At 73.5% G+C, this 21483-nt stretch carries 17 protein-coding genes; 13 read left to right on the plus strand and 4 right to left on the minus strand.

Annotated elements, in window-relative coordinates; genetic code table 11:
* Positions 1 to 77: 77 nt before the first annotated feature.
* Positions 78 to 749 carry a lysophospholipid acyltransferase family protein gene (locus tag ACFYVL_RS25130; protein WP_389248454.1) on the minus strand — a complete coding sequence of 224 codons (672 nt, stop codon included), beginning with the start codon at positions 747 to 749 and terminating at the stop codon, positions 78 to 80.
* Between the two features lie 202 nt (positions 750 to 951).
* Here ACFYVL_RS25130 and ACFYVL_RS25135 point away from each other — a divergent pair, with 202 nt between their 5' ends.
* The 3 genes from ACFYVL_RS25135 (at position 952) to ACFYVL_RS25145 (ending at position 3306) form a co-directional block, all read left to right on the plus strand.
* A complete protein-coding gene (locus ACFYVL_RS25135; protein WP_389248456.1) occupies positions 952 to 2127 on the plus strand; it encodes a glycerophosphodiester phosphodiesterase in 1176 nt (391 codons plus the stop codon).
* 125 nt (positions 2128 to 2252) lie between these two features.
* Positions 2253 to 2768, plus strand: a complete 516-nt coding sequence (locus ACFYVL_RS25140; protein WP_389248458.1) for a sigma-70 family RNA polymerase sigma factor — start codon at positions 2253 to 2255, stop codon at positions 2766 to 2768.
* A gap of 37 nt (positions 2769 to 2805) precedes the next feature.
* A complete protein-coding gene (locus ACFYVL_RS25145; RefSeq protein WP_389248460.1) occupies positions 2806 to 3306 on the plus strand; it encodes a GNAT family N-acetyltransferase in 501 nt (166 codons plus the stop codon).
* A gap of 513 nt (positions 3307 to 3819) precedes the next feature.
* Here ACFYVL_RS25145 and ACFYVL_RS25150 read toward each other — a convergent pair.
* Positions 3820 to 4233 carry a hypothetical protein gene (locus ACFYVL_RS25150; RefSeq protein ID WP_389248462.1) on the minus strand — a complete coding sequence of 138 codons (414 nt, stop codon included), beginning with the start codon at positions 4231 to 4233 and terminating at the stop codon, positions 3820 to 3822.
* Position 4234: 1 nt separating this feature from the next.
* The gene (locus tag ACFYVL_RS25155; RefSeq protein ID WP_389248464.1) at positions 4235 to 4594 is read right to left on the minus strand and encodes a hypothetical protein; all 360 of its coding nucleotides are present in this window, start codon (positions 4592 to 4594) and stop codon (positions 4235 to 4237) included.
* Positions 4595 to 5198: 604 nt separating this feature from the next.
* On the opposite strand from ACFYVL_RS25155, the gene ACFYVL_RS25160 reads away from it, so the two are divergent.
* The 8 genes from ACFYVL_RS25160 to ACFYVL_RS25195 all read left to right on the plus strand — a co-directional run bounded on the left by ACFYVL_RS25160 (position 5199) and on the right by ACFYVL_RS25195 (position 18238).
* Positions 5199 to 6281 (plus strand): methionine ABC transporter ATP-binding protein, encoded by a 1083-nt coding sequence (locus tag ACFYVL_RS25160; RefSeq protein ID WP_389248466.1) that lies wholly within the window; start codon positions 5199 to 5201, stop codon positions 6279 to 6281.
* A complete protein-coding gene (locus ACFYVL_RS25165) occupies positions 6278 to 6946 on the plus strand; it encodes a methionine ABC transporter permease (RefSeq protein ID WP_389248468.1) in 669 nt (222 codons plus the stop codon). The genes ACFYVL_RS25160 and ACFYVL_RS25165 overlap by 4 nt, the downstream gene beginning before the upstream one ends.
* A gap of 72 nt (positions 6947 to 7018) precedes the next feature.
* Positions 7019 to 7876 carry a MetQ/NlpA family ABC transporter substrate-binding protein gene (locus tag ACFYVL_RS25170; protein ID WP_389248470.1) on the plus strand — a complete coding sequence of 286 codons (858 nt, stop codon included), beginning with the start codon at positions 7019 to 7021 and terminating at the stop codon, positions 7874 to 7876.
* A gap of 226 nt (positions 7877 to 8102) precedes the next feature.
* Positions 8103 to 8753 carry a GNAT family N-acetyltransferase gene (locus tag ACFYVL_RS25175; RefSeq protein WP_389248472.1) on the plus strand — a complete coding sequence of 217 codons (651 nt, stop codon included), beginning with the start codon at positions 8103 to 8105 and terminating at the stop codon, positions 8751 to 8753.
* A gap of 128 nt (positions 8754 to 8881) precedes the next feature.
* A complete protein-coding gene (cbiE, locus tag ACFYVL_RS25180) occupies positions 8882 to 10120 on the plus strand; it encodes a precorrin-6y C5,15-methyltransferase (decarboxylating) subunit CbiE (protein WP_389248474.1) in 1239 nt (412 codons plus the stop codon).
* 531 nt (positions 10121 to 10651) lie between these two features.
* Complete coding sequence (gene cobT, locus ACFYVL_RS25185) at positions 10652 to 14953, plus strand: nicotinate-nucleotide--dimethylbenzimidazole phosphoribosyltransferase (protein WP_389248476.1); 4302 nt, start codon at positions 10652 to 10654, stop codon at positions 14951 to 14953.
* A gap of 871 nt (positions 14954 to 15824) precedes the next feature.
* Positions 15825 to 17213, plus strand: a complete 1389-nt coding sequence (gene cobA / locus ACFYVL_RS25190) for a uroporphyrinogen-III C-methyltransferase (protein ID WP_389248478.1) — start codon at positions 15825 to 15827, stop codon at positions 17211 to 17213.
* A 179-nt stretch (positions 17214 to 17392) separates the two neighbouring features.
* The gene (locus ACFYVL_RS25195) at positions 17393 to 18238 is read left to right on the plus strand and encodes a TrmH family RNA methyltransferase (RefSeq protein ID WP_389248480.1); all 846 of its coding nucleotides are present in this window, start codon (positions 17393 to 17395) and stop codon (positions 18236 to 18238) included.
* Positions 18239 to 18557: 319 nt separating this feature from the next.
* Here ACFYVL_RS25195 and ACFYVL_RS25200 read toward each other — a convergent pair whose 3' ends face one another.
* On the minus strand, positions 18558 to 19883 hold the full coding sequence (locus tag ACFYVL_RS25200; protein WP_389248482.1) for a serine/threonine-protein kinase: 1326 nt from the start codon (positions 19881 to 19883) through the stop codon (positions 18558 to 18560).
* 231 nt (positions 19884 to 20114) lie between these two features.
* Between ACFYVL_RS25200 and ACFYVL_RS25205 the strand changes: the two genes are divergently transcribed.
* Entirely contained in the window at positions 20115 to 20363 is a 249-nt protein-coding gene (locus tag ACFYVL_RS25205) for a hypothetical protein (protein WP_389248484.1), read from the plus strand.
* A gap of 259 nt (positions 20364 to 20622) precedes the next feature.
* Positions 20623 to 20844, plus strand: coding sequence for a hypothetical protein (locus ACFYVL_RS25210; RefSeq protein ID WP_389248486.1), 222 nt, complete (start codon positions 20623 to 20625; stop codon positions 20842 to 20844).
* Positions 20845 to 21483 lie beyond the last annotated feature (639 nt).

A 21483-nucleotide genomic window follows, 5' to 3' on the forward strand; every position in this document is an offset into this window, starting at 1 on the left:
GCCGCGCACGGACGCGGAAGGGCCCGCCGGATCTCTCCGGCGGGCCCTCGTCGCGTATCGCGTGCTTGCCCGGTGCGTCAGGCCGCCTTCGCCTTGGTCGCGTACATGTCCACGTACTCCTGGCCCGACAGCTGCATGACCTCGGACATCACCGAGTCGGTCACCGCCCGCAGCACGTAGCGGTCGCGGTCCATGCCCTCGTAGCGGGAGAACTCCATCGGCTTGCCGAACCGGACCGTCACCTTGCCGGGGCGCGGCAGGCCCGCGCCGCCCGGCTGGATCTTGTCGGTGCCGATCATCGCGAACGGCACCACCGGCGCACCCGTCATCAGGGTCAGACGGGCGATACCGGTACGGCCCCGGTAGAGGCGGCCGTCGGGGGAGCGGGTGCCCTCCGGGTAAATGGAGAACATTTTGCCTTCCTCCAGCACCCGGCGGCCCGTCATGAGCGCCGCGACGCCGCCGCGACCGCCGTCCCGGTCGACCGGGATCATGCCGCAGCTGGTGAAGAACCAGGCCATCAGACGGCCCTTGACGCCCTTGCCGGTGACGTACTCGTCCTTGCCGATGTAGTGCACCGGGCGGTCCAGGCAGATCGGCATGATCATGGAGTCGATGAACGTCAGGTGGTTCCCGGCCAGGATGACCGGGCCCGTCCCCGGAATGTTCTCGGCGCCTTCCACCCGGGGGCGGAACATCAGACGCAGGATCGGTCCGAGCACTGCCTTGATGAGCGCGAGACGGGACAACGGTTCCTCCGAAGTCGTGATGCTTGAGTGGTCCGACGAGGTTTACGCGGGTCGGTGCAGGTGAGGACGATACTCGCGGGTCGCCTTTGATCGCACATCGGGTTCACCAACTGGATACGCACTGTTGACCTGCGTTTCCGGTGCGTACCGTCCAGGCCCCCCAGTCTTTACGTCGTAGACCTCTCACAGCCAAGGAGATTCCATGACACACGGTGCGCAGTCCGGACCCGGCCGCCGGACGCTGCTGGGCGCGGCGGTACTCGGCGCGGGCGGAGCGGCCCTGGGCCTGTCCGGCACCGCGAACGCGGCCGGCCACGGCAATCCCGGGCGCGGCGGGTCCGGCCACGGCGGCCCCGGCTACCGGGGGCTGCCCGTACCGACCGTCGTCGGGCACCGGGGCGCCAGCGGGTACCGGCCCGAGCACACCCTCGGCTCCTACCAGCTCGCCCTCGACATGGGCGCCCACGTCGTCGAGCAGGACGTCGTCCCGACCAAGGACGGCCACCTCGTCTGCCGGCACGAGAACGACATCACGGGCACCACGGACGTCGCCGCGCACCCCGAGTTCGCCTCCCGCAAGGCGACCAAGAGAGTCGACGGCGTCGAGATAACCGGCTGGTTCACCGAGGACTTCACGCTCGCCGAACTCCGGACGCTGCGCGCCAAGGAGCGCATCCCGGCGATCCGCCCGCGCAACACCCTCTACGACGGCCGCTGGCAGATCCCCACCATGGAGGAGGTGCTGCGCTGGGCCGACCGGGAGGGCCGCAGGCGGGGCCGCCCGGTCTGGCTGCACATCGAGACCAAGCACCCCACCTACTTCCGGAGCCTGGGCCTGGGCACCGAGGAGCCGCTCGCCCGCCTCCTGCGCAAGTACGGCCGGCACAAGAAGCACTCCCCGAACTTCCTCCAGTCCTTCGAGCCGACCAGCCTCCAGCGGCTCGCCAAGCTGGTGGACGCGCCGCGCGTCGTCCTGCTGGAGGGCGGCCTCACCTCCCGCCCGTACGACTTCGTCACCTCCGGCGACCCGCGCACCGTCGCCGACCTGATCAAGCCCGAGGGCCTGAAGTGGATCGCGGGCTTCGCGCAGGGCCTGGGCCCCTCGCTCGACCTGGTCATCCCCAAGGACGCCGCGGGCAAGCTGGGCAGGCCCACCACCCTGGTCCGGGACGCGCACGCCAAGGGCCTGATCCTGCACCCGTACACCTCGCGCAACGAGAACAGCTTCCTGCCCGCCGACTTCCGCCGCGGCACCGACCCGGCCGCCTACGGGGACGTCTTCGGCGCCCTCAAGGCGTACCTCGCGACCGGAATCGACGGCATCTTCTCCGACAACCCGGACACCGCGCTGCTGGCGGCGGCCGACTTCACCGCGTAGGCCGCGCCGACGCCTCGCCCGCGCCCACGAGGTCCGCGCCGCGTCCGCTTTTCGTACGTGTGTCGTACGGGTGAGACGCGGCCGGACCGGCAACCGCGCCCGGCGCCGGCCGCGTCCCGTGCGGCATGGATCTTCTGCTGCAAGAGGTGCAGGCCCTCACCCCGCTGCTCGCCGCCGAGGCCGAGGCGGAGGCGCCGGGCGCGGGAGTGGAGGCGGCCGACCTCGAACAGGCCGTCTGGGTGCGGCTGCTGGAGCACCCCGGCACGGTGCCGGAGTCCCCGGCCGGCTGGCTGCGCAGCGCGGTACGGGCCGAGGCGCGGCTCGCCCGGCGGCGCGCGCAGCACGAACTGCCGTACGCGGCCGAGCCGCCCGAGGAGTACGAGGCGGGCCCCGAACCGGCCGTGCTCGCCGCCGAACGCCGCCGGGCACTGCGGGCGGCCGTCCGCCGCCTCCCGGCGCGCTGCCGTCCGCTGCTCACCCTGCTGCTCTCGCCCGCCGACCCCACCTACCGGGAAATCGCAGGGGAGTTGGGAATGTCACAAGGGAGTTTGGGGCCCATGCGTTCCCGTTGCCTGGGATGCCTGCGCAGAATGCTCGCGGCGGAGGTTGCGCCCCCCGAACGCAGGGGAATGGAGCCGTAGACCGGCCGGTGGAGCGGGCGAGCAGGAGGCAGCACACATGGGCACGAGCGTGATCATCTCTGCGGCGGACGAACGGGACGCCGAGCAGATCCTCAAACTCCAGTACCTCTGCTACCAGAGCGAGGCGGAGCTCTACGACGACTACGGCATCGAGCCGCTCACCCAGACGCTGGCGGAGCTGCGGGCCGAACTGGAGCTGGGCCACGGGCTGGTGGCCCGGCTCGGCGACGAGATCGTCGCGTCCGTCCGGGCGACCACGGATCCGGACGGGACCGCGCGGATCGCCAAGCTGATCGTGCACCCGAGGATGCGCAGGCACGGCCTCGGGGGGCGGCTGCTCGCCGAGATCGAGACGCGGGTGGCGGCGGCGACGGAGGCCAAGCGGTTCCGGCTGACGACGGGGCACCGCAGTGAGGCGAACCTCCGGCTCTACCGGAGCAGGGGGTATGCGCAGACGGCGGCGGACCGGTCGAACTCGCGGCTGACGCTGATCACGCTGGAGAAGGACTCCCCCGACGCCTACACCACCAGCGCCTAACCCTCCCCACCCCCTTATGCGGCGGGGGCCGCACATCTCGCCCCCGCCCCTTGCCCGGCGGGGCCGCACCCCCCGTGCCCCCGCCCCCTTGGACGACGGGCCCGCCCGCTCGCCACCCCGCCCCCTCGGGCGGCGGGGCCGCCCTTTCCCACCCCCGCCCCCTTGGGCGGCGGGGCCGCCCCCCGGGGGGGGCGGAACGGGCGGGCAAGGGGGCGGCCCCCGGCGGAGCCGAACCCTCCGGCCCCGCCCGGCCCCGGCCCGCAGCTCCGCACCGGAGTGGCCCGCTGCGCGGAGCCTCACCCCACCCCGCCCCTTCCCGAAACCGGGGCTCCGCCCCGGACCCCGGGTGGCGGGCCCGCCAAGGGGAGAGTGCGTGCGCGCGGGTGAGTGGAGGCTTGCTCGCGCAGTTCCCCGCGCCCCTGAAGGGGCACTCCTGCACCGGACGGGGGAGGTTGATCGCGCCCGCGCCCGCCCGCAGCCGGACCGCTAGACCCGTCCCAGGGCGGTCGAAGGCTAGCGGCGGCGCCGCAGCCAGAGGAGGCCCGTCACCGGGAGGATCACGGGGATGAGCAAGTAGCCCGCCCCGTACTTCGACCACACCGTCGCGTCGGGGAACGACCCCGGCGACACCAGCGTCCAGGTGCCCACCACCAGCACCCCCGCCAGCTCCACCGCACAGCACACCAGCGCCACCCTGCGCGCCGTCTCCCCGCCCCGTACCAGCGTGTACGTGATGAAGGCGTAGACCACCGCCGCCACCGCCGACAGCGTGTACGCCAGCGGAGCCCGGTCGAACTCCGTCGCGATCTGGTACGCCGAGCGCGACACCGCGCCGACCGACATGACCCCGTACAGCCACACCAGCAGCATCCCGGGGCCCTTCACGAGGCGCTTGCGGCCCTCGGCGGGGGCGTTCTCCGGTGTCATCTCAGCCGCTCCAGATGTCGTGCAGGCGCACTTCCAGCACGGCGAGGACCACCGCGCCCGCCGCCACCGTGATCGAACCCCACTTGGTCCGCTCCGCGAGGGACATGAAACCGGCCGCGGGCACCGCCGCGAACGAGCCGATCAGGTACGACACGAAGATGACGTTGCCCTCGGCGGGCTTCTCGCCGCGGGCCAGCTGCACGATGCCGATGACCAGCTGGGCGAGCGCGAGGACCGTCACCACGGCCATGCCGATGAAGTGCCAGTCCTTGGTGGGCTGGTCGCGGAAGGCGGCGTATCCGCACCAGGCGGCGAGGGCGAGCGCGGCCACGGAGATCGCGACCGTCAGGGCGTCAAGCATGGGAAGGAGCGTATCGGGCAGTGGCCGAGGCCCGGGACCGACCCCCGACGCGCGACGGAGGGGACAGTTCCGCCGCGCGCGCGTGGTGGGCGAGCGGGCGCGGACGCCGCCCGCGCGGGCCGTCCGTGCGCGCGGCCCGCGCGTGGCCTTGGCCACACCCGGTCCGGCCGGGACCCCTTCGTTGCAGGGCCCGCACGGGTTCGTATTCGCAGTGCGGACATTCGGTGTCCGCTATTCGGACAGCAGAGATCGGCTCGTACGGGCGTCTGGTTTACTCGTTCCCATGACCACGACGAGCAGCCGCACCCTTGCGACCGAGGCGATCACGACGCCCGGTGCTCGTTGTATGTGTCGAATGTGCGACTTCTGAGGGCCCCTGCCCGAGCCTCGCGCCCCGAAGCGAGGACCCGCGCGGCCGCGTACGTACGAAGGAAGCCTCCACGCCGTTCCGGTACGTTCCGCGCCCGCCCCGCGCGCCCCCGGCTCCGCAGTCACCACAAGCCCCACGAGCCGGGCTGTGCCGCGCCCCCTCCCGGACGACCTGCCCCGTGCCGACGGAAAGACCCCGTGCCGTCGCGCACTCGACAACAGTGATGGAAACCCTGTGATCACCACTACTGGCCTGACCAAGGTCTACCAGTCGCGCGGCCGTGAGGTCACCGCCCTCGACGGCGTCGACCTGCACGTCCGCGAGGGCGAGGTGTACGGCGTCATCGGGCAGAGCGGCGCCGGCAAGTCCTCGCTCATCCGCTGCGTCAATCTGCTGGAACGCCCCACCTCGGGCACCGTGACCGTCGACGGCGTCGACCTCACCGCGCTCGCCGGACGCTCCTCCCGTGCCGGGAAGGGACTGCGCGAGGCGCGCAGCCGGATCGGCATGGTCTTCCAGCACTTCAACCTGCTGTCCTCGCGCACCGTGCAGGGCAACGTCGAGCTGCCGCTGGAGATCCTCGGCATCTCCGGCAAGGAGCGCACCCGCAAGGCGCTGGAGCTGCTGGACCTGGTCGGACTCGCCGACAAGGCGAAGGCGTACCCCGGACAGCTCTCCGGCGGCCAGAAGCAGCGCGTCGGCATCGCCCGCGCCCTGGCCGGCGACCCCAAGGTGCTGCTCTCCGACGAGGCGACCAGCGCGCTCGACCCCGAGACCACCCGTTCGATCCTCCAGCTGCTGCGCGACCTCAACCAGCAGCTCGGCCTCACCGTCCTGCTCATCACGCACGAGATGGACGTCGTCAAGACCGTCTGCGACTCGGCGGCCCTGATGAAGCGCGGACGCGTCGTCGAGTCGGGCACGGTGAGCGAACTGCTCGCCACGCCCGGCTCCGAACTCGCACAGGAGCTGTTCCCGGTGACCGGACACGCGACGGGCCCCGGCCGCACCGTCATCGACGTGACCTTCCACGGCGAGGCGGCGACCCAGCCCGTCATCTCGCAGCTGTCGCGCACGTACAACATCGACATCTCGATCCTGGGCGCCGCGATGGACACCGTCGCCGGCAAGCAGATCGGCCGGATGCGCATCGAGCTGCCCGGCCGCTACGAGGAGAACGTCGTGCCCGTCGGCTTCCTGCGCGAGCAGGGCCTCCAGGTCGACGTGGTCGACGACGCGGACGAGCCGGCCGAGGCGCCCGTACAGGTGCCCGCCCTGGCCAAGGAGCCCCTGCTGGTCAAGGAGAGTGGCAAGTGACCTGGTCGGAAATGGAGCCGCTGCTCTCGCAGGGCATCATCGACACGCTCTACATGGTGCTGTGGTCCACGCTCGCCTCGGTGGCCGTCGGCCTGCCGCTCGGTGTCTTCCTGGTCCTCACCGACAAGGGCGGCCTGCTGCAGAACAGGGTCGTCAACAAGGTCGTCGGCGTCATCGTGAACATCGGCCGCTCGCTGCCGTTCATCGTGCTGCTGATCGCGCTGATCCCCTTCACCACCTTCATCATGGACACCTTCATCGGGCCCAGCGCGATGGTCGTGCCGCTCGCCATCGGCGCGATCCCGTTCTTCGCGCGGCTCGTCGAGACCGCGGTCCGCGAGGTGGACCACGGACTGGTCGAGGCGGCCCAGGCGATGGGCGGCGGAGTGCCGACGATCGTCTTCAAGGTGCTGCTGCCGCAGGCCCTGCCTGCCCTGATCTCCTCCGTCACCACCACGTTCATCGTGCTCATCGGGTACTCCGCGATGGCCGGCGCGGTCGGCGGCGGCGGACTGGGCAGTGTGGCCGTCACCTACGGCTACCAGCGCTTCGAGACCCAGTTCATGATCATCACCGTGGTCGTCCTGGTGGTCCTGGTGACCGTCGCCCAGCTGATCGGCGACGGCGCGGTGCGCCTGCTCGCCCGCCGGGGCCGCACCTCCTGAACTTCTCTCCCCCCGAGCCCGCACTCCTTGTCCGGGCGCACCACCCGCAAGATCAAGAAAGAGGCACTTTTCGTGCGCAAGAACATCAAGATCTCCGCCGCAGCCGCCGCCGTCACCGCGCTCGCCCTGGGCGTCACCGCCTGCGGCACGGCCTCCGACCCGGCCAAGAAGACCGAGGGCGGCAAGACCGACGAGTCCAAGGCGCTCGTCGTCGCCGCCTCCCCGACGCCGCACGGCGACATCCTCAACTACGTCAAGAAGGAGCTGGCGGACAAGGCCGGACTCAAGCTGGAGGTGAAGGAGTTCTCGGACTACGTCCTGCCGAACACCGCCACCCAGTCCGGCGAGGTCGACGCCAACTTCTTCCAGCACAAGCCCTACCTCGACGACTTCAACAAGAAGCAGAAGACCGACATCGTCCCGGTCGTCAACGTCGAGCTGGAGCCGCTCGCCCTCTACTCCAAGAAGGTCAAGGACCTCAAGGAGCTGAAGGCCGGTCAGACCGTCGCCGTCCCCAACGACACGACCAACGAGGGCCGCGCGCTGCGCCTGCTCGCCGACAACGGCGTGATCGTCCTCAAGGACGGCGTGGGCACCGACGCCAAGCTCTCCGACATCAAGGACAAGAAGGGCCTGGAGTTCAAGGAGCTGGAGGCGGCCACGCTGCCCCGCGCCCTGAACGACGTCGACGCCGCCGTCATCAACGGCAACTTCGCCATCCAGGCCAAGCTCAAGCCCGCCGAGGACTCGCTGGCGATCGAGAAGGCCGACGGCAACCCCTATGCCAACTTCCTCGCCGTCAAGAAGGGCAACGAGAAGGACCCCCGCGTCGAGAAGCTCGCCAAGCTGCTCAACTCCGACGAGGTCAAGAAGTTCATCGAGGACAAGTACGACGGTGCGGTCGTTCCGTCCTTCGGCCCGGTCAAGTAACCTCCGGGTCGACACCGCACGGCCCAAGTAGCCGATTTCGTACGATACTTGGCACTCCGGCCCCGTACTCCCGCGCGGAGTACGGGGCTTCGGGCCGTCCGGCGGTTACCGGCCGCGCCGCGGACCCGGTCATGCGTCACGGGCGCACCATGCTGCATGCTGTGCGTTCACGCCCCGCACGACGGACTAGGGCGACGGCCTTCGGTATTTCGGTATGGAGCTGCGCATGACCACCACCTTCCCGGACGTCTCCATCAGCACGGACCGGCTGGTGCTGCGCCCCTATGAGGAGTCGGACGCACCCGCGCACATCGAGATGATGAACGACGAGGCCGTCACCGCCTGGACGGACTCCCCGCACCCCTACACCACGCGCGACGCCGAACGCTGGGTGCGCCGCATCGCCCCCACCGAGCGCACCCAGGGGCGAGGAATCGTCTTTGCCGTCACCGAGTTCCTCACCCAGCGCCTCGTCGGCCTCGTGCGCCTCTCCCGTACCGACTGGCGGATCCAGTCCGCGGAGATCCACTACATCACCGCCCCGTGGGCCCGCGGCGAGGGATACGCCACCGAAGCCGTGCTGGCGGTCGCCCAGTGGCTCTTCCGCGACCAGCGCTTCGAGCGCATCGAACTGCGCACCCCGGCCGACAACACCGCCGCCCAGCAGGTCGCGCAGAAGATCGGCTGCATCAGCGAGGGCGTCCTGCGCAACGCGTGGATAGCGCGTACCCGCACCGAGAACGGCACCGACGGCGGCTGGACCGAGATCCGCACCGACCTCATCGTCTGGAGCCTGCTCCCGGAGGACCTGGAGGGCGTCGCCGACCAGATGGCGGACGCGGGCGGCTACGCCTCCGCGTACACCGACTGGAACTGAGTCCCCGGCCGCCCGGCCCCGCGCTCCGCAGCGCCGCCCCCAGTGGTCTGGACCAGGTACGCTCGGCCTGCCCCTTCACCCCGCTCACTCCCACCACCAGCTCTGTTCCCCTCAGGAGACACCACACGATGGCCGACCGCGTCACGGTGATCGGCTGGGACGGCTCGCCCCTCACCGAGGCGGCCGGATCGGCCCTCGCGGCCGCGACCCTGGTGGCCGGCGCGGCCCACCACCTGGAGCTCGCCGCGGTGCCGCCCGGCGCCGAACGCATCCGGCTGGGCAGCATCGACCTCGCCGCCCGCCGGATCGCCGGACACCGCGGCACCGCGGTCGTCATGGCCGACGGGGACCCCGGCTTCTTCGGCGTCGTGCGCACCCTGCGCGCACCGGAGCACGGCCTGGAGGTCGAGGTGGTGCCCGCGGTCTCCGCCGTCGCCGCCGCCTTCGCACGGGCCGGGATGCCCTGGGACGACTCCCAGGTGGTCGTCGCCCAGCGCCGTACGCTGCGCCGCGCCGTCAACGTCGTCCGGGCGCACACCAAGGTCGCCGTCCTCACCTCGCCCGGCGCCGGCCCCGCCGAACTCGCCCTGCTCCTCGAAGGCGTGCACCGCACCTTCGTCATCTGCGAGGAACTCGGCACCGACCGCGAACGCATCACCGTCCTCACCTCCGACAAGGTCGCCGACCACAGCTGGCGCGACCCCAACGTCGTCATCGCCATCGGCGGCACCCAGGCCCCCGCCCAGGGCGGTGGCTGGCTGGCCGGACGCGAACCCGGCTACCCGCAGGAGCCGCGCGGCTGGGCGCTCACGGCGGCGGAGTACGGCGAGGACCTGATCATGGGCGACGCCCCCGGGCTGCGCGCCGCCCAGCTCGCCAGGACCGGGCCGCGCACCGGGGACCTGGTGTGGGACATCGGCACCGGGCCCGGCGCGTTCGCCGTGGAGGCCGCCCGGTTCGGCGCGGCGGTCATCGCCGTCGACGCGAGCGCGGACGCCTGCGTACGGACCGCCGCCGCCGCGCGCCGCTTCGGCGTACAGCTCCAGGTGGTCCGCGGCGAGGCGCCGCACGTCCTGGAGGACCTGCCCGAGCCCGACGTCGTACGGATCGGGGGCGGCGGGGCGCCCGTCGTCGAGGCCTGCGTCGACCGGCGGCCCGAGCGGATCGTCACGCACGCCCACACCCGCGACGAGGCCGAGGCCGTCGGCCGGGTGCTCGCCGAGGGCGGGTACGCCGTCGAGTGCGCGCTCTTCCAGACGGTCGACCTGGACACGGCGGGGGACTGGGCGGAGCGGACCCGCTCGGTGGTCTTCCTGGTGACGGGGCGCCGCAGGGCGGAGCGGGCGACCCGGGACGCCCGGGGCTGATCCGGCGGCCGGATTCGGACCGTCGTGTTCCGTTCCGGCGGGCCGTGCGGCCGGCCCCCGTAGCCGATCCCGCCCTGCGTACAGGGCGTTTCGGGACCCTGGTACCCGATCCGGCGGGACCATCTCCCCTTCTTCGCGCGGATGTTCTACTGATCGCTCCCCAGGGCGAGCGCTGTCGGTGGCGCGGGGTAGGCTGGCCGATCGTTGTACCGCAGATGGGCGGTTGGCGGAACGTTCGCCAATGTCCTGAAAAGGGGCTCCCTTTGGGCCTCCGCGTGGTACTGCGGACCCGGGACGTGCGCGACGTGGCGCAGCCCACAGAGGGTCGTGGCAGATCTCCCTGCCCCGGCCCCGAAGGGCCGCGACAATGCTTGGTGTCCGCGGAACCTTTCGTGCCGCGCGGCACCCCCGCTCGTTCAAACAGTGACGGGCGCGGTCGTGTCGTGGGGTCGTTCCGGGCGACGGGGTCCAGCCGGCGAGCGGCGGCCGGGCCGAGGAAGCGCTGGCGCTACAGATGGGCGAGGGGTACGCATGACTGACACCGGCCAGGTCCCGGGCGAGGGTCTGCCGGAGGGCGCAGGCATGGTGGAGCAGCCGGGCGTCCCCGCCCCAGGCGTCTACACCTTCCACGACCCCTCCGATCCTTCGGGGCACTCGGTGGAGCCGGGGGAGACCGGCATGGAGGACGACGACCTCCTGCTGATGCCCGCCGCGCAGGGTTCGTGGAGCGACCCGCAGGTGGTGCCCGCACAGGCCCCGCTCGCACCCGCCCCGCAGTTCCACGACTCCGGCGCGTACGCCGTCCAGCCCGCCCCGCACTTCGCGGAGCCCGCGGCGCACGGCGCCGAGCCCGGCGAGACCGGTGCGCACGAGGCCGGTGGCCGCGACTCCGGTTCCGTCGACCTGACGGCCGTACGGATGCCCTCGCCGTCCGCGCAGATGCCCGCGGCCCCCGCCGCCCCTACGCCGCCGCCGGCCCGCCGGCCGCTGCACCTGGGCCCGCCCGTGCCGGACACCTCCGGCGGGGTCGTACGGTCCCTAGCGGACCGGGGCCCGGCGGCGCAGAGCCCCGCCCCGATGTCCGGCCAGGGTGCGCAGGGCGTGGCGCCGGGGTCGATGCCCGGTGCCGCGCAGGGAGCCGTTCCGGGGTCGGCTCCCGGGCAGTTCGCGACGCCGGCGGCGGCGCCGATGCGCCACTCGGGACCGCCGACGACGGGCCCCGAGTACCTCGACATTCCCCGCGACGACGCCGCGGTGCTGCCGGGTCCGCAGCTGGGCGAGATCCCCTCGCAGGGGTCGACGCCGTGGACGCCGCAGCCCGCGCCGGTGTACGCGGCGGCGCCGGTGTACGCGGCGGCGCCGGCCGCCGCCCCCGTACAGCAGGAGCAGGCGTCGCAGCTGTCGGCGCAGCAGGTGCAGGCCGTGCAGCCGCAGGCCGCACCGGAGCAGGCGCCGCAGGTGCAGGTCGCCGAGGTGTCGGTGCAGGTGCCGGTGCCCGCGCCGGGGCAGCCGCAGGGCGAGGAGCAGGTACGGGCCGACGGGCCGGAGCAGGCCGACGGGCAGGTGCCGGCGGACCTGGCCGTTCAGGACGAGCCGCAGGTCCGGGCGGACGCGCAGGCCCAGGTCGCCGCCGAGGCCCTGCCGGAGTCCCCGGGTGCCGTACCGGCGCAGGACCAGGTGGAGACGCATGTGCAGGTCCAGGCTGTCGCCGGGACCGTGCCCGCGCAGCCGCAGCCGCAGCCGCAGCCGCAGCAGGAGCCCCGGGACGCCGCAGCAGAAACGGTCGTTCCGGAATCCGCAGCTCCGGAAGGTGTCGCTGCTGAGGCCGTGACCCCGGAGAGCGCCGCAGCGGACGCCGTTCCGCAGCCGGACGCCGCGCCGGACGCCGCCGTCGTGGCAGCCGTTGCCACGGAGCCTGATTCCGCGGAGCCTGTTGCCACGGAGCCCGTTGCTCCGGGCGCCGTGGGTCCGGCGGCGGCCGGGCCCGAGGCCGCCGTCGCGGCGGGTGCGGTTCCGGCGGACGCCGGCCGGCCGGTCGCCGATCCGCAGGGAGTTGTGCCGGAAGAGGTTCTTCCGGAGGGGGAAACCCCGCAGGAGGGTGCTCCGGCGGACGTCGAGTCCGACGGTGCCGCACCCGGGAAAGTCGTTCAAGAAGGTGCAGTTGTGACCGTCCCCGTCCCCGAGAACGCTGCCAGCGCCGTCCCGGGCCCCGTGCCCCCGGCTGCCGAAGCGGCCGAGTCCGCCGTTCCGCAGCCGGTGCTCCAGCAGGGCCCCGTACAGGCCGCGCCGATGGCGCAGGCCCCGGCCCCGGCCCAGTCCGTGACGTCGCCGCAGGGGCAGTTCGTACCGGTGGAAGGCTCGATTCCGGACGGTTCGCAGCTGGCTCCGACGCCGGTTCGGCCCATGACGGGCATGCCCACCCCGGCGCAGCCGACGCCCGCCCCGGTCGTCCCCGAGCAGGCCACGGCCCCCGAGGCGGTCGTCGTCCCCGCCCCCGAGCAGCCGGCCGAGCAGGCCGCCGCCCAGCCCGAGCCGCAGGCACAGACCGCCCCCGGCGCCGCGGCGGGTCCGGAGCAGGAGCCTGTCGCCGTACAGCCGGAGCCGGTCGCGGTCGCGCAGCCGGTACAGGTCCAGGCGCCCGTGCCCGCGGCGGCCGGGGCCGCCCCGCAGGCTGCCGCACCCGTCGCCGTACCGCAGGAGGCCACGCCGCAGGCGTCGCCCGCCGAGGCCGTCGCGGCAGGTGCCGAGGAGGCCGCCGGGCAGGCCGGTGCCGTCGCCGCCGAGCAGTCGGCCACGGTGCCCGCACCGCGTGACGGCGGCCCGACCGGACAGCAGGCCGCGCAGCCGGAGTCGGAGCAGGCAGCCGAGGACGCGGCGGCCGGGCAGCCCGAGCCGGTGCAGGACGCTGAGGCGGCCGAGGTCATCGAGACCGCGGAGGTCATCGAGACGGCAGAGGCCGTCGGGACGCAGCAGCAGGACGCACAGTCCGGGCAGCCGGGGCAGCCCGTGCAGCCGGAGACCGTGGCGGCCCAGGACGCCGCCGCCGACGCAGAGCCCGAGGCCGCAGCGGCCACCGGCGCCGAAGCCGAGAGCCCGGCGGGCCCCGCCGCCCCCGGCTACGACGACGCCGAGCGCGAGGCGGTGCTGCGCGTGATGCGCGAGCGCCGCGACATCCGCAACGGCTTCCGCAGCGACCCGATCCCGCACGAGGTCCTGCTCCGGGTCCTCGAAGCGGCGCACACCGCGCCCAGCGTCGGCCACTCCCAGCCCTGGGACTTCGTGGTCATCCGCTCGGCCGAGACCCGCCGCGCCATGCACGAACTCGCCGCCCGCCAGCGCGACGCGTACGCCAAGTCGCTGCCCAAGGCCCGCGCCAAGCAGTTCAAGGAACTGAAGATCGAGGCCATCCTCGACACCCCGGTCAACATCGTCGTGACCGCCGACCCCACCCGGGGCGGCCGGCACACCCTCGGCCGCCACACGCAGCCGCAGATGGCCCCCTACTCCTCGGCGCTCGCCGTCGAGAACCTGTGGCTCGCGGCCCGCGCCGAGGGCCTGGGCGTCGGCTGGGTCAGCTTCTTCGACGAGCGCGAGATGGTCCGCGCGCTGGGGCTGCCCGAGCACCTCGAAGTCGTCGCGTACCTCTGTGTCGGTTACGTCGACGAGTTCCCGGAGGAGCCGGAGCTGCTCCAGGCCGGCTGGTCCAAGCGCCGCCCGCTCTCCTGGGTCGTCCACGAGGAGACGTACGGCCGCCGCGCCCTGCCCGGCGAGGAGCCGCACGACCTCCTCCAGGAGACCGTCGCCAACATCCGCCCGCTGGACGCCAAGGCGCTCGGCGAGGCGTGGGAGCGGCAGAAGCGGATGACCAAGCCCGCGGGCGCGCTCGGCATGCTGGAGATCATCTCCGCGCAGCTCAGCGGCCTGTCCCGGGCCTGCCCGCCGCCCATCCCGGAGCCCGCGGCCGTCGCGATCTTCGCGGGCGACCACGGGGTGCACGCCCAGGGCGTCACCGCCTGGCCCCAGGAGGTCACCTCGCAGATGGTGGCCAACTTCCTCGGCGGGGGAGCGGTCTGCAACGCGTTCGCCAACCAGGTCGGTGCCGAGGTCTGCGTGATCGACGTCGGCGTCGCCGGCGAACTCCCGCCCACGCCGGGCCTGCTGCCGCGCAAGGTGCGGGCGGGCACGGCCGACTTCACGACCGGCCCCGCGCTCACCCGTGAAGAGGTCCTGGCGGCGATCGAGGTGGGCATCGAGACCGCCCGCGACCTCGTCGCGGCCGGCAACAAGGCCCTGCTCACCGGTGAGATGGGCATCGCCAACACCACCGTCTCCGCCGCCCTGATCTGCGTGTACACGGGTCAGGACCCGGCGGAGGTGACGGGCCGCGGCACCGGCATCAACGACGAGATGCACGCCCGGAAGGTCGACGTCGTCCGCCGCGCCCTCGACCTGCACAAGCCGGACCCGGCCGACCCGATCGGCGTGCTGTGCGCGGTCGGCGGACTGGAGCACGCGGCGCTGGTCGGCTTCCTGCTCGGCGGAGCGTCGCTGCGTACGCCGGTGATTCTCGACGGGGTCAGCGCGGGAGCGGCGGCGCTGGTGGCCAGGGCGGTGGCGCCCGAGGCCCTCGCGGCCTGCATCGCGGGCCACCGCAGCGCGGAACCGGGCCACGTGGCGGCGCTCAACAAGCTGGGCCTGCGCCCGCTGGTCGACCTGGACCTGCGCCTGGGCGAGGGAACGGGTGCGTTGTTGGCGCTGCCGGTGGTGCAGAGTGCGGCGAGGGCGATGCACGAGGTGGCGACCTTCGACTCGGCGGGCGTCACAGAAAAGTAGCCCCCTCCGCCTTCCACTCCTCCCCGCCCCCTTGGGCGGCGGGGCCGCACGCTCGCTCCCCCGCGCCTCCTTGGGCGGCGGGGCCGCACGCTCGCTCCCCCGCCCCCTTGGGCGGCGGGGCCGCCCCCCGGGGGCGGAACGGGCGGGCAAGGGGGCGGCCCCCGGCGAAGCCGCACCCTCCGGCCCCGCCCGGCCCCGGCCCGCCGCTCCGCACCGGATTGGCCCGCTGCGCGGGGCCTCACCCCACCCCGCCCCTTCCCGAAACCGGAGCTCCGCCCCGGACCCCGAGTGGCGAACCCGCCAGGGGTGGGTGGGGGTATGCGGGTGGACTGTGGTTGCTCGCGCAGTTCCCCGCGCCCCTGACGGGGCACTCCTGCACCGGGAGTGCGGGGGTGTTCGTGCCCGCGCGGCGGTAGCCGCATGTCGATACGGGCCCGCGCCCCTGGGCCGCGCGGCGGTAGCCGCACAGTGACACAGCCCCGCGCCCCTGACGGAGCACTCCTGCACCGGAGCAAGGGGCCCGCGCCCCCGACAAAACGCCCCGCGCGGACGCACCCGCCGCCGCACAGCGAAGCAGCCCCCCGTCCCCGTCCCCGCAGATCGATACCGCCCCGTGCCCCCCCGCCCGACACCCCCACCCCAGCCCCGCCCGTAAGGTAGACAACCAAGGGCCGGGGCCCGGAAACCCCGTCCGACCAGCACGATCCCCGATCAACGCCCCAACGCCACACCCGCTCCACCGCTCCACCACCTCACCGTTCCACCCGCTCCACCGCCTCACCGCTCCACCCCACACAGCGCCGCTCCACCGCCGAAGCGGTCGCCCTCCCGTCCGGGACCTCCCGATCGTCCTTCCGAGGAGCCGCACGCCATGACCGCGCACGCCGCCGCAGGCGACCCGCACCCCGCAGGCGCCCAGCCGACCCCCGAAGCCCCCGGCACGGGCCCGGCCGAAGGGACCACGACGGGTGCCCCGACCCGGGCCGGCACCGGACGGGCCGGTACAGGGTCCGACGCCGAGACCCCCGCCTACCCCGTCGGCCTCCGCCTCTCCGGCCGCCGCACCGTGGTCATCGGCGGCGGACAGGTCGCCCAGCGCCGCCTCCCCGCCCTCATCGCCGCCGGCGCGGACATCACGCTGATCTCCCCCTCCGCCACTCCCTCCGTGGAAGCCATGGCCGAGGCCGGCGAGATCGCCTGGGAGCGCCGCCGCTACCAGGACGGCGACCTCGCCGACACCTGGTACGTCCTCGTCGCCTCCAGCGACCGCACGGCCAACGCCGCCGTCTCCGCCGAGGCCGAGCGCACCCGCACCTGGTGCGTCCGCTCCGACGACGCGGAGGCCGCGACCGCCTGGACTCCCGCCACCGGCCGCTCCGACGGCGTCACCGTCGCGGTCCTCACCGGCCACGACCCCCGCCGCTCCGCCGCCGTGCGCGACGCCGTCGTCGAAGGGCTGCGCGACGGCAGCCTCGCCGCCCCGCACCACCGCGCCCGCAGCGCCGACGCCAGCACTCCGCGCGTCGCCCTCGTCGGCGGCGGGCCCGGCGACCCCGACCTGATCACGGTGCGCGGCCGTCGTCTCCTCGCCGAGGCCGACGTCGTCATCGCCGACCGGCTCGGCCCGCGCGACCTCCTCGACGAGCTGCCGCCGCACGTGGAGGTCATAGACGCGGCCAAGATCCCGTACGGCCGCTTCATGGCCCAGGAGGCCATCAACCAGGCACTCATCGACCACGCCAAGCAGGGCAAGACGGTCGTACGGCTGAAGGGCGGCGACCCGTTCGTCTTCGGCCGCGGCATGGAGGAGGCCCAGGCCCTCGCCGCCGAGGGCATCGCCTGCACGGTCGTGCCCGGCATCTCCAGCACCATCAGCGTTCCCGGCGCGGCCGGCATCCCGGTCACCCACCGGGGCGTCGCCCACGAGTTCACCGTGGTCAGCGGCCACGTCGCCCCCGACGACCCGCGCTCCCTGGTCGACTGGGCGGCTCTCGCCAAGCTGCGCGGCACCCTCGTCCTGCTGATGGCGGTCGAGCGCATCGCCCCCATCGCCGAGGCCCTGGTCGCGCACGGCCGTGCGCCCGGCACCCCGGTGGCGATCATCCAGGAGGGCACGATGGCGACCCAGCGCCGGGTCGACGCGACCCTGGCGACGGTGGGGGAGCGGGCCAGGGCCGAGAACGTACGACCGCCCGCCGTCATCGTCATCGGCGACGTAGTCTCGGTGAACACCGACCAGAGCGCCCACCCGCACCCCTGAGGCGCCGGTGCCGCCCCTCGCCCCGGAGCCCCGGGGGTCCCGCGACCCGGGGACAGGGGCGGCGCACCACCCGCCCCTCGCCCGGACCGGGGAGCCCGGGGCCCAACCACCCGTAACCCGGGGTAATGGGCGCCCCCGCCCCCGTTGGCACCGCATCCACGACAAGGCAGTATCACCCTGTGGCCGATCTCCTCACCATCGACGACCCCGACGACCCGCGCCTGAGCGACTACACGAACCTGACCGACGTCGAGCTGCGGCGCCGCCGCGAGCCCGCCGAGGGCCTGTTCATCGCGGAGGGCGAGAAGGTCATCCGCCGGGCCCGCCGGGCCGGGTACGAGATGCGGTCGATGCTGCTGTCCGCGAAGTGGATCGACGTCATGCGCGACGTCATCGACGAGGTCCCGGCCCCGGTGTACGCCGTCAGCCCGAACCTCGCCGAACGGGTCACCGGCTACCACGTGCACCGAGGCGCCCTCGCCTCCATGCAGCGCCGGCCGCTCCCGGCCGCCGCCGACCTCCTCGCCGCCGCACCCGGGCCGCAGGAGTCGCAGGACCGTACGGTGCGGCGGGTCGCGGTCTTCGAGGACATCGTCGACCACGCCAACCTGGGCGCCGCCTTCCGCAACGCGGCGGCCCTGGGCGTGGACGCGGTCCTGCTCAGCCCCCGCTGCGCCGACCCGCTCTACCGGCGCGCGGTGAAGGTCTCCATGGGGGCGGTCTTCCAGGTGCCGTGGACGCGGCTGAACTCCTGGCCGCAGGACCTCGGCCTGCTGCGCGCGGCCGGTTTCACCACCGCCGCGCTGTGCCTGAGCGACCAGGCGATCACGCTCGACGAACTCGCCGCCCGCGACGACGAGAGACTGGCCCTGATCTTCGGCACCGAGGGCGACGGCCTCACCGCCGAGGCCCTGATGGGCGCGGACGAACACGTGCGCATCCCGATGGACGCGGGTGTCGACTCCCTGAACGTGGCAGCCGCCTCCGCCGTCGCCTTCTACGCGACCCGCGCCCGACGCCCCTGACCCGCCCGACCGGACGAGCAGGACGACCACGGGCCCGTACGACCAGGCCCGGCGCGCGTCGCCCCGTGGCCCCGCGCCCGAAACCCGGCGGCCCCGCCCGCACGTGACACCACGTACGGACGGGGCCACCGCCACCACCACGCGCAGCACCGGACTCACCCACGGATCGAAGCCCGCACCGACATCCGCCGGGCCCGCCCTCGCACAGCACCCAACGGGCACACCCTCGAATCGGCGCCCGCAACCAAGCCCCCGGCGACGCCCACCGGGCCAGCTCACACCCCGTTCCGGCGCCGTGCCGAAGCCTCCGCCGGAGGCGTTACCGCTGCCGGTCGTCCGGCGCCCATGCCTGCTGCCACTCCTGCGCCGACATCGCGGCTATGACCTCGCGCGGTGCCTCCGGGCCCAGTCCTCGGGACGGCCCCTGGCACCCCTGCGCCGCCGCGATGCCGAGTGCGACCAGCAGCGTCACCACCACGAACACCACGAGCCGCTGCCGCAGCAACCGCGGGTTCGCGGGCCGCAGCCTGCCCCCCGAGGTCGGGCGTGCCCCGGGCCGGGTGCCCTTGCGCGTGGCGCCGGAGCGGGTGGTGTTACGGCCGCCGGACGGTGCTCCGGTACGGCCGGAGGGCGTTCCGTTACGGGGCTGGGAGCCGCGCGGCGGCTGCGCGGAGTGGCCCCGCGACTCGGGCTGCTGCCCGCCGCCCTCCGTCCGCTGGTCCGCCGTACGACGCGGCTGGGTGGTCCGCTGGGTGCGCTGGTCGGCGTACGCGTCCGAGCCCGCGGAGCGCGGCGCCGGGGCCCGCTTCTCCGAACCGCCGCCCTGAGCCTCCCGCGCGGCGATCTCCTTCAGCCGCATCGACAGCTGGAGCGTGCTGGGACGTTCCTCCTGCTCCTTCGCCAAACAGGCCCTGACCAGCGGAGCCAGCGCGTCCGGCACCCCGTCCAGCAACGGCTCCTCGTGCACCACCCGGTAGAGCATCACCTCGGAGCTGCCCTGCCCGAACGGCGAGTCGGCGGTCGCCGCGTACGCCAGCGTCGCCCCGAGCGCGAACACGTCCGTCGCGGGGGTGACGGCGGCCCCGCGCACCTGTTCCGGCGCGAGGAAGCCGGGGGAGCCCACCGCGGTCCCCACATGGGTCAGGGTGCTCGCCCCGGTCGCCCAGGCGATGCCGAAGTCGATGATCCGGGGGCCCTTGGGGGAGAGCAGGATGTTGGACGGCTTCAGGTCCCGGTGGACGACGCCGGCCTCGTGCACGGCGACCAGGCCCTCGGCGAGCGCGGCCCCGATGGCCGCGACCTCGGCGGCGACCAGCGAGCCCTCCTCGGCCACCCGGTCGTGCAGCGAGGGGCCGGGGACGTACTGCGTGGCGAACCACGGCCGCTCCGCGTCCAGGTCCGCCGCCACCAGCCGGGCCGTACAGCCGCCCCGGATCCGCCGGGCCGCCGAGACCTCGCGCGCGAACCGCGAGCGGAACTCCTGGTCCTCGGCCAGATCGGGCCGGATCACCTTGAGCGCGACCCGCTGGCCGCGCCGGTCCGATCCCAGGTAGACGACGCCCATGCCGCCCGCGCCCAGCCTCCGGTGAATCCGGAACGAGCCGACGACACGCGGGTCCTCGCGCCGGAGCCGCATCATCGCCATGTCCGTCCCCTACCTCCGGTGGAGCCTCCCCCACCCCACTGCTGACCGGTCCGTTCGACGTGGCACAGCTTACGTACCCGTGGCGCGGTGTGCTCATAGGCCACACCCTCACGGATCGATCGGATGTCAGTGCCGGGTGAGAAACTTGAAGCACGGTCAGGGAACGTGTGTTCCCACGTCCCTGACTCCTGCTCACTCTCAACGGGCCGCAGCAGAAGGGGGATTGGATCAGTGAAGGGCGATCGAGTCGAGATAGTGGTGGACGCCGGGGACACCACACGGACGTACGAAATGGTGGCCAGCAGGGCGGGCCGCAGGGTCGAGACAGCGGTCCGCAGAGGGGTGGTGGAAGTGAGTGAAGTCACCCGCAGCGGAAGTGTCGTCCGCACCGCCCGCTTCATGGCCACCCGCGTTCTCGCCCTGGTCGAACAGCCGGTACCCAGGGAAGACGCTTCGGAACGGCGCGACGGCGAAGGGTAGCTGCGGGGGTGCTCCGGGGCCGTCCTGCGGGCATCCCCAGGGCGACCCTTCGGGGAAGTCCCCGAGACCTCCACCCCCCTCTCCACCCAGGGGAGTACATCGTCACCCGGTAGGTCATCCTCCGGGAGGCCAGGCAATCGGTACGAGGGCATGACGACCGGGTGCGCACCCGCCCCTAATCTTGAAATCAAGCGGTGGGTGCAGCACTCGTCCCCCGAGGTCAGACACCCGCCGCTTCCTACACGACAGGAGAGGGACCATGGCGGACACGGCATCGAGGACGATCAGCCGCAACGCTGCGATCCGCGTCCACGGACGCCGCGCCTTCGCGGTGTTCGGCGGGCGCAACTCGGGCCCGCGCCACCCCCTGGTGGCAACGGCCATGGTCCTTCCCCTGGCTGCCCTGCTCCTCTTCCTCTTCGGAGGCTGGGAAGCAGTGGTCGCACAAGCGTCGTCCGTGGGCATGTTGCTGGGGCGCTGAGCGGCGCCACGACCCGGGAGAGCGGCCCGGATCGACCACAACACCAGGCCCATCAGCCCCGTGGGGACGGGGGTGCGGCGGACGGCTGAGTTTGCCCGGACAGCTGGGGAGCTGTCCGGGCAAACGTGTTTCCACGCCCCGGCGCATCGATGCGCCGATGCCTCGATGCCTCGTTGCGCCGATTCCCCGGGCACCCGGCCCCCCTGTGCCCCCTATGCCGTCTCCTGCGGCTCCTGGTCCCAGCCTTCCCCGGCGCCGGCCTCCGCCACCTGCGGCCCGCACGCTCGCGCCCTTCTCGCTCAAGCTCTGTGGCTCTTGGTCCTGCCCGTTCGTCGGTAGTGCCACCATGGAGCAACTGCGGTCCACATACCCGCGCCCCGCGCTCGGCCCCCTGTGGCTCTTGGTCCTGCCCGTCGGTGGTGCCGGCTTCCGGCGCCGGCGACCCGCACGCTCGCGCCCTCCTCGTCCGTCCCCTGCGGCTCCTGGTCCCAGCCAGCCGTGGTGCCACGATCCGGCGGCTGCGCCCCGCACGCTCGCGCCCTCCTCGCCCACCCCCTGCCGCTCCCGGCCCCCGCCACCTGCGGCACCACCCCCCTTGGCCTGCGGCCCGCGCACCCGCACATCCCCGCCCCCGTAAGC

Source organism: Streptomyces sp. NPDC004111 (genome assembly GCF_042874215.1).
Classification (GTDB): Bacteria; Actinomycetota; Actinomycetes; order Streptomycetales; family Streptomycetaceae; genus Streptomyces.

Bases quoted from the DNA above. Each gene is read 5' to 3' on its own strand.
- ACFYVL_RS25135 (WP_389248456.1), top strand. From the start codon at position 952: ATGACACACGGTGCGCAGTCCGGACCCGGCCGCCGGACGCTGCTGGGC.
- ACFYVL_RS25140 (WP_389248458.1), top strand. From the start codon at position 2,253: ATGGATCTTCTGCTGCAAGAGGTGCAGGCCCTCACCCCGCTGCTCGCC.
- ACFYVL_RS25145 (WP_389248460.1), top strand. From the start codon at position 2,806: ATGGGCACGAGCGTGATCATCTCTGCGGCGGACGAACGGGACGCCGAG.
- ACFYVL_RS25150 (WP_389248462.1), bottom strand. From the start codon at position 4,233: ATGACACCGGAGAACGCCCCCGCCGAGGGCCGCAAGCGCCTCGTGAAG.
- ACFYVL_RS25155 (WP_389248464.1), bottom strand. From the start codon at position 4,594: ATGCTTGACGCCCTGACGGTCGCGATCTCCGTGGCCGCGCTCGCCCTC.
- ACFYVL_RS25175 (WP_389248472.1), top strand. From the start codon at position 8,103: ATGACCACCACCTTCCCGGACGTCTCCATCAGCACGGACCGGCTGGTG.
- cbiE (WP_389248474.1), top strand. From the start codon at position 8,882: ATGGCCGACCGCGTCACGGTGATCGGCTGGGACGGCTCGCCCCTCACC.
- cobT (WP_389248476.1), top strand. From the start codon at position 10,652: ATGACTGACACCGGCCAGGTCCCGGGCGAGGGTCTGCCGGAGGGCGCA.
- cobA (WP_389248478.1), top strand. From the start codon at position 15,825: ATGACCGCGCACGCCGCCGCAGGCGACCCGCACCCCGCAGGCGCCCAG.
- ACFYVL_RS25200 (WP_389248482.1), bottom strand. From the start codon at position 19,883: ATGGCGATGATGCGGCTCCGGCGCGAGGACCCGCGTGTCGTCGGCTCG.
- ACFYVL_RS25210 (WP_389248486.1), top strand. From the start codon at position 20,623: ATGGCGGACACGGCATCGAGGACGATCAGCCGCAACGCTGCGATCCGC.